This is a genomic window from Nostoc sp. (genome assembly GCF_036917135.1).
GTDB lineage: Bacteria > Cyanobacteriota > Cyanobacteriia > Cyanobacteriales > Nostocaceae > Nostoc.
On the sequence record NZ_JBALEA010000086.1, the window covers coordinates 83,572 to 98,961 of the forward strand.

Below are 15,390 nucleotides of genomic sequence, written 5' to 3' on the forward strand. Positions count from 1 at the left end.
ATACTCATACTTTGATTTAATTGTGTCAATAATACGCACCTAATACATCACCCAGGAAACACTTTAGATAAATCCAGAACTAAATCAGGAAAATATGGCAGATTAACTGATTCATTTGGCAGATAAATTAACTTGCGGCGATAGCCAAATTTACCTTGCAAAGCTTGATAAGGCTCGCTATAGCACTCCAGATAATTATCTACTAAATTAAATATCCAATAATCAGAGATATTTGCTTGTGCATAAATAGGTAGCTTTTCCTCTTGGTCATATTTTAAGGATGAATCTGCAATCTCAATTAAAAGTAAAATATCAGATGGGCTGGGATGATTCGCTAGATAGTCATCATCTCTATTTTTTGCAATTACTCTATCTGGTTCAGGCTCACTGTTGTTAGACAAAGTAATTGGTTGTTGTCCTCGCAGGGTTGCGCGATCGCCTACTAGCTTATACAATTCTCTTTCTAGGCGTGTTTCGCAAACAGAATGTGGTGTACCTTTTGCTACCATCTGGATTATTTCACCCTTAATTAGCTCAACTCGGTCATTCTCCTCAAAGAAGCCGAGTTCAGCTAGACGGTGATATTCAGCTATAGTAAAGCGTTTAGCAGTGATAAGACTCATAACAACTACGAGAATGCAGAGTTATTTTTATCTTAATATAGCTGTAGCTGATTAAACTTCTGCAATGGGAGATTGTGAGGTGTCGAGGTCTTCTTCTTTATCAGTTTCTGTAACTGTTTCTATACTTACACCCTTCCAAGGAAAATCAAAATATTGTTCCTGAACCGTTTTTAATTCCTTTATTGACTCTTGGAAAAATAATTTAATAGCAGATACGTGGTTTTCTTCAGATAAAAAATCTTGTAAGCTTTTTCGATAAAATATACCTGACCATGCTGGCAAAACTTTTAAATTACTAGGAGTCCATAGATGGGGTTTATCGTTAATTATTTTTTGCATAGATTCAATAATTTTTGGGCGTTGTCCAAACCTCTGAGAAACTTGCAAAAAGATACCTAAATATGGATAATCAGTTAAATTACTTGGATTTAAATTGAAGTATCCAAGACCACACCATAAGTCCCATGTTGAGGGAGAAAAGTGGGTGTAGATAATATATCTCTCGTCCCATTTCCATTGAGTCCTACTTGCTGCACCTCTGATAACACCTCCAAAAGCTACCTTGAATTCTTGCTGTACTTCTTCACTGAGGGTTGATTCCATGAGCTTGAGAGTTTTGTTGAAATTGACCATTGTCAATAAGTCAACGGATGAAAACTGATTTGTGTGAGACATTCCATTTTTCCTCATGAAGATTAATATTTCTTGGGCTAAGATATCAGACGCGCCTTCTTTCAAGAAGCTATAAAACTGATACCACCTCAGTTGGAAGAAATTTATCTTGGGTGATAACTCAAGGCAATACTTTTTTATTTCTTCTTTTGGATCATAATCACGGGTGATGTAAATTAAAATTCGATGTCTGATATTTGGTAAATTACTCAAAATCTCAGCATATTTTTTTAAAGCATTATTTCCATCCTTCGCGCCAATTTTTGATTCAATAAATATTACATCTGTGCTTAAACAATTTGATAATTCAACAACAATATCAAGTCTACTATCCTCAGTATGGCTTGCTAGTGCTGGATGTTCTTGTTGAGTTGAAATCTTGATGTTGGAATAATTATCATCACTAATGATTGAGTGATGTTTTAGCCAATCAATTAAAATATCCTTATTCAAGGATAAAAAATAAGCAACAATCTCAGTAAAAAAATCTTCACGCGGTTTGTTTCCTGAATGCAGATTGAGTAAATTCGTGAACAAAGACATTTATTTTTAAGTATTTAAGGTAATTCCAAAAAAGCAAATATACCTGGCGATTAGAAATCGCGGCTACACAAACAAAGTCCGCCTACGCGGACTCTAAGAATTTGAAACCCACGGAGGTGGGTTTTGTCTGTATAGCCGCGAATTCCATTCGCTAGGGCAGGGAGGTTTTTAGAAGTTCTATTTGTATTCGGTATTACTAGCAGTGCAGCAGTTATAACTTAGCCGATCGCAGTTTGACAAGGGTGCTATACGATACCAACAAAAAATAGGGGTAAAATTTTTACCCCTACAAATTTATGTATTATTTTAAGAATAGCTAGAGAAGATTATTACTCTGTTAAGTGACTTTCTAGCAAAGATGCGATCGCTTCAGGGTGAATATTCTTGTATTTCTTTTTACCAAGGTGTAAAACACAGTTGGGAGCGCTGCTACAGCATTTTTGGCAACTGGTATGTTCTATGGTAACTTTGTCTAATAAACCGCGATCGCACAAAGTTTTTTCTAATTCTGATAATAACCCTTTACCACCACGTTTGAGGCAACCGCCCTTTTGACATACCATAATCCTCGCTTTAATTGGAGGTGGTAATTCTTGATTTTGACACGTATCAATTGGTGTCACCCGATAGGCTTTAATTTTTATTTTACTTGTGCGCGAGTCTACCTGTCTATGACCACAAATACGAAGTTGCTGACCAGGAACTAAGGATGAACTTAGTAAACGGCGTAACTCTTTAGGCAGTTTAATTTCCACATTTCCAGATGGAACTGCCAATTGCAAATATTTATATTTTCCTGGTTCACCACCAACAAAACCTAGTAACTGTCCCTCAAGGTTCAATTCTGATAACGTCAAATACTTGTCACCCATGATTGATAATAAGTTATTGGGGATTAGGGATTGGGGATTGGGAATTGGGAATTGGGAATTGGGAAAATATTCCTAAATATTTATTTCCTAGTACCCAGTCCCCAGTCCCCTTACGCGAGGCGTTTAGCTTCTACCGTTTGAGGTAAATTTGCTGCATCTGGCAAATCACGAAATTCTAATTCCCAACCATTTGCTAGGGTGAGAATCTTGCCATCACTTCCATCGGTTTGTTTGACGACTTCTTCTTCTAGGTCTTTTTTAGCAACGTAAACTACTAAAGTACCGGCATCATTCATCCGTAGCATTACTTTCATGAGATTCCTCAACAGATTCTAGTTCTTTTTTCATACAGCCGACGACGAAGCCTGTTTCTAAGAAATGCACAGCATATATATAGGAAGTCTGCAAATATGTTCCTATACTCGCTATGTAGCCGATATCTCCCTTGTTTACCAAAACTTGGCCAACTTCCTTACCAGGAAAAGTACCATCGTTTTTTAGGAGTTTCCGAACTCTTACTTTTTCACCAATTTCAAAAGCAGGTGGCAAGTTTAGTTCTAATTCATCGCGTTGCATGAGAGTACCTCTGTTCTCTGACCAAATTTAATAGTTCTTCTGTCGTCAAACTGCGTTTTTTCTGTACCGATTGATGGCGCACTGCATCTAAAACAGATTGGGTTTCTTGGGAGTTCAAGAAAATTCCATGCTGTTCTAGCAAGTTAGCAACTAAATGCCGTCCAGAATGTTTTCCTACTACTAAACGCCGTTCCCAACCCACTTCTTCGGGTGCAAATGGTTCGTAGGTAATGGGGTTTTGCAATACTCCGTGAGCATGGATGCCAGATTCGTGAGCAAAGGTATTTTCCCCAACGATCGCTTTCCAGGGTGGTACACTAGCTCCTGATGCGGCTGCAACTAGTTGAGACAGTTCCAGCAAACTGGGTGTGTCAATGCCCAAATCAACGCCGTAGATGCGTTTGATTGCCATCACAACTTCTTCTAAAGCTGCATTTCCCGCCCTTTCACCCAATCCGTTGACTGTGGTATTCACTGATGAGGCTCCGGCTTTGATACCCGCAAGGGCGTTGGCAGTTGCCAGACCAAAATCATTATGCGTGTGGATTTCTAAGGGAATCGTCAACGCTGATACAAGCCTTTGGACTTTTGTATAGGTTGTGAAGGGGTCGAGAACTCCTACAGTGTCGCAGAAGCGGAAGCGAGATGCACCCCACTCTTGGGCATAAAGTGCTACATCTAAGAGGAAGTTTTCATCAGCCCTAGAAGAATCTTCTCCACCGACTGCTACCCAAAGACCTTGATCGAGGGCGAAGTTGATTGAGTCTTTGAGTTTTTGTAAACTTACTCGCCACTGACCATGAAATTTAGTGGCAATGTGGATACCAGAGACGGGAATGGCAATATGCACCCGATTCAAACCGCAAGCGATGGAAGCTTTAATATCTGAGATGACGGCGCGGTTCCAGCCCAAGAGTTTTGCTTGTAAACCTAAGTCAGAAATTGCGGCGATCGCACGGGTTTCTTCGTCACCCATTGCCGGTATACCGACTTCTAATTCTGGGATACCAATGGCATCGAGAAATTTAGCGATCGCAACCTTTTCTTTTAGGGTAAATGCAACACCTGCTGCTTGTTCACCATCACGTAGTGTAGTGTCATTAATTATGATTTGATTCATTGCAAATATCCCTCTCTTGGAAGTATTCTTAATATCCTTTCTCTCTACAATCCCCAGCAATGGCAAATGCTAAAAATATCACAATTCATAATGTAGGATACATGATCCTTTATTATTGACCGATTAATAGCATCACATCTGTATGGCAGGGAACTAAAACAATGTATAATTTACTAATTGTTTTTACCGATGTCAGTGGAAATCTCTTCGAGTAGCAATGAACTAATATAACTATTAGCAAATCCTGAACAAAGTAATACACAGAAACCAGCAATTAAGGATGTAATCATCTTCGTAACCTCATATTTTCTAGTGCGTTTGGGTGTAATTTAAACCTGATCCATTTTGAAACCTGGAGTAGCCGAAAAGCCCGCTACTATCGGCAGGGAGCAAGATGCTCCCACTACTTTTAAAACTATGGTTCTCAAAATAGGTGTAATTTCGGCAGGTAATGGTACTCAAAGTTAAAGGTTACAAATCAGCTAGCTGTGTTCTGCTAGCCAATCAAAAATCTTTCCTAGCTGCTCCAAGTCAACTAAACCATACTGCCAGAGGAGCATCGGCAACGGGCCATTTTCTAATTCACGGTGTCGCAGAGCTACAGCAATATCAGCATTTGAAAGTTCAAGTTCATTGTGCAAAAAATTGAGGAGTTTTATATCTCTGTTCCGAGTCGCCATAATTGATTGAACTTTCAATTTCTTAATTTGGGAAAATAATTAAAAATCAGAAATTCCAATTTTTATTTGAGAATTTCGCCTTTTTAATTGTTGCTATATGTCAGGGAAATTTCAGATTTAGCAGATTCAATAAAATCTAAAACCTATTTGTTCCATCTCAGTCTGCAACAAATTCTGCTAGCATACAGTAGCTTCAAAGTCTAAAGCTATTTGAGCTTTGTGCATCTATGAACAAAAAGGATGAAATGCGGTGGTTTCGTCATGGATTCAACATTAATGTTGCCTTGAACAGACGCGATTAATCGCGTCTCTACCGATCGCTGTAATGCCAGCAACGCTCTAGCCACTCTAATAATTCGTGACGAGAAGCAAGAAGTTGCATAACCGTACTACGAATTAGAATCACTTCGAGTAAATTATTCACTTGCACTCGTAAAGAACCATCGGGGGGACAAGAGCAATTAATTTTTAACTCTTGCAAACGGTGACAGATTCGCCAGCGATCGCTCAAAGGAATCTGCAAAACTTGATCGCCTAAAGTGTTATTTGTCATTTGTCCTTTGTCCTTTGTCATCTGTGCTTTGTCAGTAGTCCTTTGTCATTTGCTAATGACCAATGACCAATGACTAATGACTCTTAACGCCTAAAGTTTGCAGTTGTTTTTCAAGTTGCTCAATGCGCGAGAGCAAAGAACGAATCACGGTTGCTTCCATATCGGGTAGCTTTCCATGTTCTAAAGGAGAAAGGCTGGCGCTTTGATTTTGGGAAATAATTCGACCGGGAATTCCCACCACAGTGCGATCGCTAGGGACATTCTGCAAGACAACTGAACCTGCGCCAATACGGACGCGATCGCCAATTTGCAGATTACCTAAAACTTTCGCACCCGCCCCAATCACGGCATTTTTACCCACTGTGGGATGACGCTTACCAGTTTCTTTACCAGTTCCGCCAAGGGTAACGCCCTGGTAAATCAGTGTATAGTCGCCCACGCTCGCAGTTTCGCCAATGACGACACCCATTCCGTGGTCAATAAACACGCCCTGACCAATCTCTGCACCTGGGTGAATTTCAATTCCCGTCAAAAATCGCCCCAAGTGAGAAATTAAGCGGGGGATAAAACTCACACCTCGACAATGTAACCAGTGAGCAAGACGATGCAAACAGAGTGCGTGCAATCCGGGATAGCAAAATACCACCTCTAGCCAATTACGTGCTGCGGGATCGCGCTCAAAAATAATGCGAAAATCACTCAATAATGGCTCAAAAAAACCGCCAGAGAGGAAATTTTTCAGCATAGATGTATGGGCAAAATCCTGGGTTTTGGTTGTCTGGCCATCGCTAATACTGTCTAAAGACTGTTGCATCGGTAATGTCTATCTGGTAAAAGAGCCATCTGCTATTTTTATGCTTATATCAGGTGACATCCAACTCGATATGAAATCCAATGCTGATTGGATTTATTGGATTGATTAAGGTTGTACTCAAACGCCAAAACCCCGACTCCAGATAAACTTAAAATTTCTCTTGGGTTAGGGGCGCTAGTATTTAAGGATGGGGGTACTAGTATTTGTGGGGCAGGGTTTAAGAATTTCTGTACTCACTACAAGAAACTTTACCCGTAAGCCTTTGCTAAGATTTATTCAAGATATTTTGCAATATATTAAGCTGTACTCAGACGCACTCAAACATCAGTTAAATGAGACTAAAAATCAATATTCTGTATCTCCTATTACTATTATTATCCTATTATTTGATTAGGCGAAAGATCGGTTTCTTTATTTTCTCTTAGGGTTTGCTGTCTGTATGTATCTATACGTTTCAAAATATAGTTATCGCTCATAGTGAATATCTTATTATATAGATGTGTTAAAGGAAAGCATTGCAATGAGTGTAAATATACCCGCTTGCAAAGTTGGGGGTAATAACTAACTTTGAATACTTTTAGTATTTTTTCAATTGTTCTAAATAAGCAGTAACCTCTATCATAATGCTGTTACATCTTTGTTAAGAATAGTTACAGGTTCTTAACACAAGGACATATTTATTATGCCAGTTGGAATTAATAAGAATGCACCACATCAGGTTGTAATCGTTGGTGGTGGCTTTGGTGGACTGTATGCAGCAAAGGGTCTGAATGCAGCGAATGTAAATGTTACTCTCATTGATAAACGTAACTTTCACCTATTTCAGCCGCTTTTATATCAAGTTGCCACAGGTACCCTATCACCTTCTGATATTTCTGCACCATTGCGATCTGTATTTAGCAAAAGCAAGAATACAAAGGTGTTGTTGGGAGAAGTAAATGAGATTGATCCAAAAGCGCAACAAGTTATTTTGGGCGATGAAGTAGTACCTTATGATACATTAATTGTCGCCACAGGTGCTAACCATTCCTATTTTGGTAAAGATCACTGGGAAAAAGTTGCTCCTGGTTTGAAAACTGTGGAAGATGCGATAGAAATGCGTCGTCGGATATTTGGCGCATTTGAAGCAGCAGAAAAAGAAACCGATCCTGAAAAACGCCGTGCTTGGTTGAGTTTTGTGATTGTGGGGGGTGGTCCGACTGGTGTAGAATTAGCAGGTGCGATCGCAGAATTGGCATACAAAACTCTCAAAGAAGATTTCCGCAGCATCGACACCTCAGAAACGAAAATTTTGCTATTACAAGGGGGCCCTCGCATCCTCCCACACATGGTGCCAGAGTTATCGGCATCAGCAGCAGTATCTTTGCAAACGTTGGGTGTAGAACTCCACACTCACACCAGGGTGACAAATATTGAAGGTGATATTGTTACTTTCAAGCAAGGCAATGAATTTACAGAAATTCCCTCAAAAACTATCTTGTGGGCAGCAGGTGTCCAAGGTTCGCCAATGGGGAAAGTCTTAGCAGAAACTACAGGTGTAGAGCGCGATTACTCTGGGCGTGTAATTGTAGAACCTGACTTGTCTATCGAGGGTTATGACAACATTTTCGTAATTGGAGATTTAGCCAACTTCTCCCATCAAGATGCTAAACCTTTACCTGGTGTTGCACCCGTAGCTAAACAACAAGGAGAGTATGTAGGTAAACTAATTCAACGACGGCTTCAAGGTAAGACTTTGCCACAATTTCATTACAACGATGTGGGTAGTTTGGCGATGATTGGGCAAAATTTAGCTGTTGTAGATTTAAGCTTAATCAAACTCACAGGTTTCATTGCTTGGGCATTTTGGCTATTAGTTCACATCTACTTCTTAATCGAGTTTGACACTAAATTACTAGTAGTATTTCAGTGGGCGTGGAATTATATCACTCGTAATCGTCGCTCTAGATTGATTACAGGCCGGGAAGCTTTTGTAGAACCAAAAACTGTTAACGATAGGGTGCAAGAGCCTTCTGTGACACCTCTGTAAATTCAGGCATAAAGAGTGATGAGTGGCGTGTGGTGGCAAATCTTGGGCCAAGATTAGCTGTTCCACGAAAAGAATATAGGGATGAGATACCGCCCTAAGCTATTTTGGCAATTTGGCATATCATGACTTCGAGTTGCAGTTTAAATGGAGATATCAACACAACGGGACAGCAAAGAAGTTGTACGGGGGATAAGGTAAAACTTTCCGCTTCTGATGTCCCAGCTATGCCAGTTGTCAAATGAGTGCTGTAGAATAGCTCTACATCATTGATACAGCACTCAACGGAGTTCAGTTCCCCTCCGCAACTGGCTAGAAATCAACAAAACCAAATATAGCGGTTCTCATTTTGATGCAATACACTTTGACCTCTCTCCAAACCTCTCTCCTAAAAGGAGAGAGGCTTTGAAATTTACTCCCCTTCCCTTGTAGGGAAGGGGCTGGGGGTTAGGTCTGTATTGCAAATAGAGAAACTCTATAATTGCTTCTGAGTCAATTAATGGAGTTCAAAGACTCATTAATGGAGTTCAAAGACTCATTAATGGAGTTCAAAGACTCATTAATGGAGTTCAAAGGCTCATTAATGAGTATCAAAGACTCAAGAACCAGACACAGCTTTAGCCGGTCTACCTTTGATAGCTTTAAAACGTTCACCCAACTGTTCAGCGACAGTTTTTAAGCCTGGAGTCTTTTTCGATGCTGTCTTTACGTAGTCATAAACTGTTAAACTGCTAGTCATAGCTTCACTACCGACTGCCATTAGAGTATCATCTACCTGTTCAGCGAGTTGTTGCACTGAGATTAAAAGTTCAGTAAGTGCAGTGGCTAATTGATAATCCCGGACAAGTTCTTCAACGTCAAAAGTAGCTGGAAGAATTTCGCGGTTAGACTGAGCAGCAGTGACACTATTGTTTACAAAGGCTAGGCTTTTATCGCCCATTTTTACCAACTTGCGCCGTTCTTCAGTGCTAAGAGTGACTAAAAAGGGCATCTTTTGTTGGATTGTTTGTAGCGCGGCTTTGATTTCTTGGATATCTTGTGGCGAAAGGGTAGCTGCAATATTTTGATAGGACATTGTATATTTACCTTGGGAGTTCTAATGATCAAGTAGCAATAGTTGCTAAGTATAGAATTCCCATTGGTGGGCGCGATGTCTACGACGGGCTTCGCCTACGCACATCATAACCTATTTATTTATCTGTTTTAGCGCTGATGCTGAGGGATACTGACCAGATGCAATCAAAGCTTGTCGTTCTATAATGCGTAGGCTTTAGCCCGCCGTAGGCATCGCCACTGTTAAAATCTAGGATACGTGCGGTAACTTCACCGATATCTGTTTGATGCACAATTACAGCCTCATCTAGTCGAAAATGCTCGCCCTAAAAGTCTCTGCGTGGGTTAAAAAAGCGCACAAGTTCGCCAGTTTGCCAATTAATTGACCCTAAATCCGTGCCTTTTTGCAGGTTACAGAAAATACAGGCATAGCAGAGATTATCTGCTGTTGTAGCGCCGCGGTGTTTGACACTGATTATATGGTCAACTTGACAACCCGATGATCTATCTTCTTCAGAAACGAGACAGTACTCACAAATACGCTCGGCGCGAGATGCAACTAAACGCCGCAATTCTGCATTAATATATGGACGAGACATTTTGAATACTTACTCCGCGCTGATGTATTGACGAGCTTTTACTTTTGCTAGTAGCATAATATGCTCTAGCGTGAGGAAATGATCTAACTCTCGCTCGTCACTTCCTGTAAGACCTTCAGTTTTTGCGCGGTAAACGAGATCCTCTAAACGGTCTTTGGCTGCATCCGAGAGTTTGAAATCGATAACACTTTGGGGAGTAGTGCCAGCAGCAATAAACTCTATAATTTCGTCGTAGACTTTGGTAGTATTTACAGATGTAGTCATAAGATTACCTCTTTTTATTTAATTTTACTGATTTACAACGCCACTTTTAATGACTTTCCTAATGTTTTTGGCTCTGGTAGAGGTTCACCGTCAGCCAAAGATGATTCAATCAGCATTTCTAAAACTTCTTGAGCATTTTTAAAAGCTTCATTGTAAGTCTCTCCGTGAGTGTGACAAAATTCTCCCCATTCAGGAAGACTGACAACAAAACACTCATCTTCATCAGACCATTGAATAATTATTGTGTAGTGAGAATTCATTCTTTTTCTTCCTCTTGAGTATTTTTAATTTCTTCTAACCTTTGAAGTGCATTATTAACGTCTTTCTCTTGGTAAGCTTTAGCATCACTTCCGTCTTTACCTGATATAGTAACTCTCCCAGGTAGGAGGGGATGATACCAATTAGTGTGGCTACCTTTACCAGGACGGTAGCTAAACCCTGCTTGCAGCAATAAGCTTTTGAGTTCTCTGATTTTCTTGGGCATAGCCTCTGGTTACATTTTTATTCTTACAGCTATTTTCAGATAAATAGACCATGCGGTAAGGGTTTAGCATTGCTAAACCCCTACGACAGATGTGGTTGAAATACATTAAACCTGCTGTAAATTTAAGAATCTTGCTTACTTTTATTTGCTTGCTCAATGCGTTGCCTAATTGCTTCTTCTGCAATGCGAATATTTTCTTCTATTGGTGTACCATCTTCAGCTACCATTGGGCCGTACCATGTTGCTTCTGAATCAGGAGTGCGGCGGCTATACAAAATACGCAAAGGCTCTACATCTTCTCGATGTGCAAGTGCGTAAGCTATTAGTTCTTTGTTAGTCATTGCTTCAAAGTTCGGTCGCATTTAAAAACCTCCAGTTTCCATTAGCGGGTACAATGATTTGGAGTTCTTCATTGACAAAAATAAATACAACTCTGGTTTGGTCATCAAAGCGAAATAGCTCAATACTCCGATAGCTATTAGACAACATCTGACAGACACGTAAACAGGCTATAGCTTGTGCGTATGTTGGGTAAATCGTCTGTTCCTCAATTGTGACATGGATAATAGTAAGCCTTTCTTTTGCGGTTTCTACTGTGAATAGTAAATCAGCTTATATTTACCCTTCCAACTGCTTTAACTTCTTCTGTGCAAATTCCCGCACTTGCTCATCTGGGTCATTCTTGGCTCTGTCGCGCAACAGTGGTAAAGTCTGGGAATGCTGAGGAAATTGCTTGATAATTATCTCAAGTGCAATGCGCCGAGGATTAGGTTCATCCTTTTTCTTGCGCTCAAAGGAATCATCAACAGCGCAGTTGTAGTAGATGTCAAACAATTCAGGCTGATATTTAAAGTGTTTAGCTAATTCTTGGACTGCTGCACCTCGCACATAGTAGTTATCATCCTGGGTAGCGCGTTCTTTGAGGATGGATTTGGTGTCGGGGTCATCTTTGAAGTTTTGAGCTAATTCTTGGACTGCTGCACTTCGCACATAGTAGTTATCATCTTGTGTAGCATGTTCTTTGAGGATAGATTTGGTGTCGGGGTCATCTTTGAAGTTTTGAGCTAATTGTTGGACTGCTGCACGTCGCACAAACCAGTGATCATCTTGTGTAGCATGTTCTTTGAGGATAGATTTGGTGTCGGGGTCATCTTTGAAGTTTTGAGCTAATTGTTGGACTGCTACACCTCGCACATCTTCGTGATAATCCTGGGTAGCACATTCTTTGAGCCAGGTTTTGGTGTCGGGGTCATCTTTGAAGTTCCAACCTAATCCTTCGACTGCTGCACCTCGTACAAACCAGTGATCATCTTGGGTAGCGCGTTCTTTGAGCCAGATTTTGGTGTCGTGGTCATTTTTGAAGTTCTTGGCTAATTCTTGGATTGCTACACGTCGCACATTTGAGTTTTCATCCTCCGTAGCGCGTTCTTTGAGCCAAGTTTTGGTGTCGAGATCATCTTTAAAGTGGTGAGCTAATAGTCTGACTGCTATATATCGCACATCTTCGTGATAATCCTGAGTAGCACGTTCTTTGAGCCAGGTTTTGATGTCGGAGTCATCTTTGAAGTTCCAACCTAATACTTGGACTGCTAAACGTCGCACATCTTCATGATAATCCTGAGTAGCACGCTCTTTGAGCCAGGTTTTAATGTCGGGGTCATCTTTGAAGTGCCAACCTAATTCTTCGACTGCTGCACCTCGCACATTCGGCTTTTCATCCTGGGTAGCGCGTTCTTTGAGCCAGGTTTTGATGTCGGAGTCATCTTTGAAGTTCCAACCTAATACTTGGACTGCTGTACCTCGCACATTTGAGTTTTCATGCTGGGTAGCGCATTCTTTGAGCCAGGTTTTGGTGTCGGGGTCATCTTTGAACTTCTGAGCTAATTCTTTGACTGCTGCACCTCGCACATACTCATTATCATGCTGGGTAGCGCGTTCTTTGAGCCAGGTTTTAATGTCGGGAGATTCTTGCCAGACCGTTGCAATTTCTGTGATTGCTTGAGTGCAAATTTCCTTCAATAGCTTAGTTTCTTCTTCATATTGCTGGGGGTCGTAATAATACCAGAGATCATATTTAGTTAAGGCTTTTAGCTTGTCAAGCAATTTATTAGCCATTAATGCGATCGCCGAGCGATTTCTCACCTCGACAAGACACTTAGCTGCTAAAAAAAGATTAACAAACTTTTCCTCTTCACCATCTTGCCAGGGATGCCTTTTAATAAATCTTTAGCCCAATCTTTAGCCGCATCCTTGGCTAAGTCTTCCAGAATGGGTTTAAAAATCAACCCGGCGGCCTGAGTTACACCCCAAATAGCTAACAAGTCTGGCATAATACTCGCTTCTGTTGAGAGTTTGATTACGAGTATATCCACTAGCTTGGGTAATGTTTCCAGATTTCAGGGTATCTGAAGAACCTCTCTCTAAATCTCTCTCCTAAAAGGAGAGAGACTTTGAAATTTCCCCCTTTCTGCGTCGGGAAGGGGGTAGGGGTTAGGTTTGGCATTGGTTTTTTGGATCAATTGGTAAGTGCGATCGCACAGTTAATCAGTAAAATGTACTAAACACACAGCTAATCCTGATTATGATTCTCTTGCTGAACTCTCTGAGCGTAGACGCTCTTAGCGGCTTGTCGTAGACATCGCTTCTGCAATTATCCGATTATTCTCTTCTATAGGTTTACCATCTTCAGTAAACATCGATGGATATATAATTGCTTCTGAGTCAGGAGTACGACGACTAAATAGGATTTCCAGCGCTTCTATATCTTCCCGATTAGCAAGCACATACGCCCTCAACTCTTTTATGGACATTTGGGCAAAATTAGGTTTCATTGACAAATCTCCAAGTTCCATCACGAAATATAAGGATTTGCAGTTCATCACCTGCCAAAATAAACACATTGCCAGTTGTGTCACTAAAACGGAGTAGCTGAATTTCCCGGTAGAAATTAGACAAGTACTGGCAAATAATTACACCATAAGTGCTTGCCGGATCGTTGGATATATATTATTTTGCTCAATTGTGACACAAATAATATTAAGCCTTAGAGGTTGAAAAATCTCAGTTACCCTAAATGGCGATGTCTACGATGGTCACTGAGCTTGTCGAAGTGCGGGTTGCACCAACGCAATTTTTCCCACAGCCCGCCCACTTTCACTATAACTATGAGCCGCCGCTAGTTCTTGTAAGGGATATGTGCGATCAATCACCACACGAATCTTACCAGCTTCAATCAATTCTTTCAGAAAAAGCAAGTCTTTAGCGTTAGGTTTCTCAAAGAGAAATTTCGCTTTTTGACCAGGAAAGAACGCTGTTAAGACGCTCTCTAACAAGATTTTGGGGCTGGGTACGGTGGTGATGTAAACTCCGTTGGGTTTGAGGACTCTTTTGGTTTGTGAGAGCGATCGCTTACCCACTGCATCAAAGATAATGTCATACTGCGCTGTATCTTCGGTAAAATCTTGCTGCGTATAATCAATCACGCGGTCTGCTCCCAAACATTTCACCAAATCCAAATTTTTAGTACTGCTAACTCCCGTCACCACTGCCCCTAAAGCCTTAGCAATTTGCACTGCAAAAATCCCTACACCGCCCGCAGCACCATTAATTAAGAGATTTTGTCCTGTTTGAATATTTCCTTGATCTCGCAGCGCTTGCAGAGCGGTGAGCGCTGCTAAAGGCACAGCCGCAGCTTCTTCATAAGATAAGTTCGTTGGTTTGAGAGCCGCCACATTTTCTGGAACAGCTGCAAATTCGGCATAACCTCCTCCAGGAAAGCTAGTACTGCCGTAAATAGCATCTCCTGGTTTAAAGCGCGTGACATCAGAGCCAACGGCTACCACATCTCCCGCCACATCAAACCCCAGAATCTTTGGAAAATTGCTGCCAGTAATCAAACTCAACATCCCTTGGCGAATTTTCCAATCAATGGGATTAACGCTACTAGCACGAACTTTCACAAGTAACTGCGTTGGCTCAATTTTCGCCAGTTCTACATCTTCATACTGCAACACCTCAGCACCGCCATACCTACGGATAACCACTGCTTTCATCACATTCCTCCTGCTACCATATTTTGCTGAATGAACTCAGACAGCCTGTTTTTCCTGATAAATCTAGTGTAGCGATTCCCTAAAATAGAAATATTAGTCTAAGACTACACCTGTATGCCAGCTAGAGTCATCTATCACAATAATGTTAAAAATGCTTTGATTAAAGACAAATGGACAATTACTCATGATCCACTGACTCTTAAATTTGGTAAAAAAGATTTGTATGTTGATTTAGGTGCTATACAACTGTTGGCGGCGCAAAAAGCAGAATCCAAAATTGCAGTTGTGATTAAAAGTTTTAGCGGCAGATCGGATGTTGATGATTCAGAAAAAGCGTTGGGTCAGTATATTTTATATCAGGATATAAGTAAGTCGTGGAGAAAATTTATAAGTATGTAACAAAGAGTTAAGCAGAGGAATTAGAGTTAAATCTTACACGTTGCGTACTGTAATTTCCTT

General features: G+C 40.7%; 23 protein-coding genes. 2 read left to right on the top strand and 21 right to left on the bottom strand.

Features of this window, described 5'->3' with window-relative positions:
* Window positions 1–47: 47 nt before the first annotated feature.
* The 9 genes from V7K50_RS26880 to cysE form a co-directional block, all read right to left on the bottom strand.
* Complete coding sequence (locus V7K50_RS26880) at window positions 48–623, bottom strand: Uma2 family endonuclease (RefSeq protein WP_334965464.1); 576 nt, start codon at window positions 621–623, stop codon at window positions 48–50.
* A 51-nt stretch (window positions 624–674) separates the two neighbouring features.
* On the bottom strand, window positions 675–1,838 hold the full coding sequence (locus tag V7K50_RS26885; protein ID WP_334965466.1) for a PD-(D/E)XK nuclease family protein: 1,164 nt from the start codon (window positions 1,836–1,838) through the stop codon (window positions 675–677).
* Window positions 1,839–2,167: 329 nt separating this feature from the next.
* Window positions 2,168–2,710, bottom strand: a complete 543-nt coding sequence (locus V7K50_RS26890; protein WP_334965468.1) for a (2Fe-2S) ferredoxin domain-containing protein — start codon at window positions 2,708–2,710, stop codon at window positions 2,168–2,170.
* A 110-nt stretch (window positions 2,711–2,820) separates the two neighbouring features.
* On the bottom strand, window positions 2,821–3,024 hold the full coding sequence (gene nifT / locus V7K50_RS26895; protein ID WP_265270074.1) for a putative nitrogen fixation protein NifT: 204 nt from the start codon (window positions 3,022–3,024) through the stop codon (window positions 2,821–2,823).
* Window positions 2,999–3,286: a nitrogen fixation protein NifZ gene (locus V7K50_RS26900; RefSeq protein WP_094349913.1), complete on the bottom strand. Its 288-nt coding sequence runs from the start codon at window positions 3,284–3,286 to the stop codon at window positions 2,999–3,001. Before V7K50_RS26900 ends, nifT begins: the two co-directional genes overlap by 26 nt.
* A complete protein-coding gene (gene nifV / locus V7K50_RS26905) occupies window positions 3,273–4,406 on the bottom strand; it encodes a homocitrate synthase (RefSeq protein ID WP_334965471.1) in 1,134 nt (377 codons plus the stop codon). Before nifV ends, V7K50_RS26900 begins: the two co-directional genes overlap by 14 nt.
* Before the next feature lie 482 nt (window positions 4,407–4,888).
* Window positions 4,889–5,086: a DUF2949 domain-containing protein gene (locus tag V7K50_RS26910; protein WP_196528215.1), complete on the bottom strand. Its 198-nt coding sequence runs from the start codon at window positions 5,084–5,086 to the stop codon at window positions 4,889–4,891.
* A 310-nt stretch (window positions 5,087–5,396) separates the two neighbouring features.
* A complete protein-coding gene (locus tag V7K50_RS26915; RefSeq protein WP_334965474.1) occupies window positions 5,397–5,639 on the bottom strand; it encodes an Asr1405/Asl0597 family protein in 243 nt (80 codons plus the stop codon).
* A 73-nt stretch (window positions 5,640–5,712) separates the two neighbouring features.
* Window positions 5,713–6,453 carry a serine O-acetyltransferase gene (gene cysE, locus V7K50_RS26920; protein ID WP_334965476.1) on the bottom strand — a complete coding sequence of 247 codons (741 nt, stop codon included), beginning with the start codon at window positions 6,451–6,453 and terminating at the stop codon, window positions 5,713–5,715.
* Between the two features lie 682 nt (window positions 6,454–7,135).
* On the opposite strand from cysE, the gene V7K50_RS26925 reads away from it, so the two are divergent.
* Window positions 7,136–8,482: an NAD(P)/FAD-dependent oxidoreductase gene (locus V7K50_RS26925; protein ID WP_334965479.1), complete on the top strand. Its 1,347-nt coding sequence runs from the start codon at window positions 7,136–7,138 to the stop codon at window positions 8,480–8,482.
* Window positions 8,483–9,077: 595 nt separating this feature from the next.
* Here V7K50_RS26925 and V7K50_RS26930 read toward each other — a convergent pair.
* From V7K50_RS26930 to V7K50_RS26980, 12 genes are all read right to left on the bottom strand, one after another.
* Window positions 9,078–9,554 carry a hypothetical protein gene (locus V7K50_RS26930; protein WP_334965481.1) on the bottom strand — a complete coding sequence of 159 codons (477 nt, stop codon included), beginning with the start codon at window positions 9,552–9,554 and terminating at the stop codon, window positions 9,078–9,080.
* 304 nt (window positions 9,555–9,858) lie between these two features.
* On the bottom strand, window positions 9,859–10,131 hold the full coding sequence (locus tag V7K50_RS26935) for an HNH endonuclease (RefSeq protein WP_334965483.1): 273 nt from the start codon (window positions 10,129–10,131) through the stop codon (window positions 9,859–9,861).
* 9 nt (window positions 10,132–10,140) lie between these two features.
* Window positions 10,141–10,395 (bottom strand): hypothetical protein, encoded by a 255-nt coding sequence (locus tag V7K50_RS26940; RefSeq protein ID WP_334965485.1) that lies wholly within the window; start codon window positions 10,393–10,395, stop codon window positions 10,141–10,143.
* A 32-nt stretch (window positions 10,396–10,427) separates the two neighbouring features.
* Complete coding sequence (locus V7K50_RS26945) at window positions 10,428–10,655, bottom strand: type II toxin-antitoxin system HicB family antitoxin (protein WP_334965487.1); 228 nt, start codon at window positions 10,653–10,655, stop codon at window positions 10,428–10,430.
* Window positions 10,652–10,879 (bottom strand): type II toxin-antitoxin system HicA family toxin, encoded by a 228-nt coding sequence (locus V7K50_RS26950; protein WP_334965489.1) that lies wholly within the window; start codon window positions 10,877–10,879, stop codon window positions 10,652–10,654. The genes V7K50_RS26945 and V7K50_RS26950 overlap by 4 nt, the downstream gene beginning before the upstream one ends.
* 122 nt (window positions 10,880–11,001) lie before the next feature.
* Window positions 11,002–11,241, bottom strand: a complete 240-nt coding sequence (locus V7K50_RS26955; RefSeq protein WP_334965491.1) for a DUF6887 family protein — start codon at window positions 11,239–11,241, stop codon at window positions 11,002–11,004.
* The gene (locus V7K50_RS30845; protein WP_442944672.1) at window positions 11,225–11,446 is read right to left on the bottom strand and encodes a DUF6888 family protein; all 222 of its coding nucleotides are present in this window, start codon (window positions 11,444–11,446) and stop codon (window positions 11,225–11,227) included. Before V7K50_RS30845 ends, V7K50_RS26955 begins: the two co-directional genes overlap by 17 nt.
* A 51-nt stretch (window positions 11,447–11,497) precedes the next feature.
* A complete protein-coding gene (locus V7K50_RS26960; protein ID WP_334965493.1) occupies window positions 11,498–13,021 on the bottom strand; it encodes a HEAT repeat domain-containing protein in 1,524 nt (507 codons plus the stop codon).
* Between the two features lie 20 nt (window positions 13,022–13,041).
* Complete coding sequence (locus V7K50_RS26965) at window positions 13,042–13,251, bottom strand: hypothetical protein (protein WP_334965495.1); 210 nt, start codon at window positions 13,249–13,251, stop codon at window positions 13,042–13,044.
* Window positions 13,252–13,497: 246 nt separating this feature from the next.
* Window positions 13,498–13,710 (bottom strand): DUF6887 family protein, encoded by a 213-nt coding sequence (locus V7K50_RS26970; protein WP_334965497.1) that lies wholly within the window; start codon window positions 13,708–13,710, stop codon window positions 13,498–13,500.
* The gene (locus V7K50_RS26975; protein WP_334965499.1) at window positions 13,700–13,834 is read right to left on the bottom strand and encodes a DUF6888 family protein; all 135 of its coding nucleotides are present in this window, start codon (window positions 13,832–13,834) and stop codon (window positions 13,700–13,702) included. The genes V7K50_RS26970 and V7K50_RS26975 overlap by 11 nt, the downstream gene beginning before the upstream one ends.
* A 137-nt stretch (window positions 13,835–13,971) precedes the next feature.
* Window positions 13,972–14,931, bottom strand: a complete 960-nt coding sequence (locus tag V7K50_RS26980; RefSeq protein ID WP_334965501.1) for an NAD(P)-dependent alcohol dehydrogenase — start codon at window positions 14,929–14,931, stop codon at window positions 13,972–13,974.
* Between the two features lie 114 nt (window positions 14,932–15,045).
* Between V7K50_RS26980 and V7K50_RS26985 the strand changes: the two genes are divergently transcribed.
* On the top strand, window positions 15,046–15,330 hold the full coding sequence (locus V7K50_RS26985; RefSeq protein ID WP_334965503.1) for an element excision factor XisH family protein: 285 nt from the start codon (window positions 15,046–15,048) through the stop codon (window positions 15,328–15,330).
* Window positions 15,331–15,390 lie beyond the last annotated feature (60 nt).